Genomic DNA, 866 nt, shown 5'->3' on the forward strand with positions numbered 1-866 from the left:
GCCAACGTGCAGCCGAACTCGGGTTCGCAGGCCAACCAGGGCGTGTTCTTCGCCGTGCTCAAGCCGGGCGACACCATCATGGGCATGAGCCTGGCCGAAGGCGGCCACCTCACGCACGGCATGGCGCTCAACATGAGCGGCAAGTGGTTCAACGTCGTCAGCTACGGCCTCGACGCGAACGAAGACATCGACTACGAAGCGCTCGAAAAGCGCGCGCACGAAACCAAACCGAAGCTGATCATCGCGGGTGCGTCGGCATTTGCGCTGCGTATCGACTTCGAGCGTATCGCCAAGGTGGCGAAGGCTGTGGGCGCGTACTTCATGGTCGACATGGCGCACTACGCCGGTCTGATCGCTGCGGGCGTCTACCCGAACCCGGTGCCGTTCGCCGACTTCGTCACCACGACCACGCACAAGAGCCTGCGCGGCCCGCGCGGCGGCGTGATCCTGATGAAGGCCGAGCACGAAAAAGCCATCAATTCGGCGATCTTCCCGGGTATCCAGGGCGGCCCGCTGATGCACGTGATCGCCGGCAAGGCCGTTGCGTTCAAGGAAGCGGCATCGCCGGAATTCAAGACGTATCAGCAGCAAGTGGTCGAGAACGCCCGCGTGCTGGCTGAAACGCTGGTCAAGCGCGGTCTGCGTATTGTTTCGGGCCGCACGGAAAGCCACGTCATGCTGGTCGACCTGCGCGCGAAGAACATCACCGGCAAGGCAGCGGAAGCCGTGCTGGGCGCCGCGCACATCACGGTCAACAAGAACGCGATCCCGAACGACCCGGAAAAGCCGTTCGTGACGAGCGGTATCCGTCTGGGTTCGCCGGCGATGACCACGCGCGGCTTCGGCGTGAAGGAAGCCGAGCAGGT

The 866-nt window shown here is 64.0% G+C and carries 1 protein-coding gene; it reads left to right on the forward strand.

The window, feature by feature from the left end; translation table 11 throughout:
- Positions 1-866, forward strand: an 866-nt coding sequence (glyA, locus tag U5A67_RS40420; RefSeq protein ID WP_321818830.1) for a serine hydroxymethyltransferase, incomplete at both ends; no start/stop codon positions are given.

It is taken from the genome of Paraburkholderia sp. J69-1, assembly GCF_905220255.1.
Classification (GTDB): domain Bacteria; phylum Pseudomonadota; class Gammaproteobacteria; order Burkholderiales; family Burkholderiaceae; genus Paraburkholderia.